This is a genomic window from Pedococcus sp. P1_H8 (assembly GCF_056405175.1).
Genome location: NZ_JBFUCP010000438.1, coordinates 1 through 369 on the forward strand (window position 1 = coordinate 1; position 369 = coordinate 369).

A 369-nucleotide genomic window follows, 5' to 3' on the forward strand; every position below is an offset into this window, starting at 1 on the left:
GGCTACCCGTCGTCCGAGGACCTCGAGAACAACGGATGGAACCCCACCCCGCTGCAGCCGTTGCCGTTCCCCAGCACCGTCGTCGCGAGCACCAACGACCCGTTGGCGGGCTACGACCGGGTCGTCGGGTTCGCCGAGGCATGGGGCAGCAAGCGTGTCGACGCCGGCAACGTCGGCCACCTGAACCCGGCATCCGGCTTCGGGTACTGGCCGCAGGCCGAGGAACTGGTCCAGGACCTGATCCGGGAGACGGCGGTCCTCGGGTGACGAACAAGGTGGTCGCGTCCACGGCCGATGCCGTGGTCGACGTCGAGTCGGGGTCGTCCCTCGCGGTCGGCGGATTCGGGTTGTGCGGGATTCCGGACCGGC

Annotated in this window: 2 protein-coding genes; both read left to right on the forward strand. The window is 69.9% G+C overall.

The window, feature by feature from the left end; genetic code table 11:
• Positions 1-267: RBBP9/YdeN family alpha/beta hydrolase (locus tag AC1DYG_RS20740; RefSeq protein ID WP_477641712.1), on the forward strand; the 267-nt coding region annotated here is incomplete at its 5' end.
• Positions 264-369, forward strand: a 106-nt coding sequence (locus tag AC1DYG_RS20745) for a CoA-transferase (protein WP_477641713.1), incomplete at its 3' end; no start/stop codon positions are given. The genes AC1DYG_RS20740 and AC1DYG_RS20745, both read left to right, overlap by 4 nt.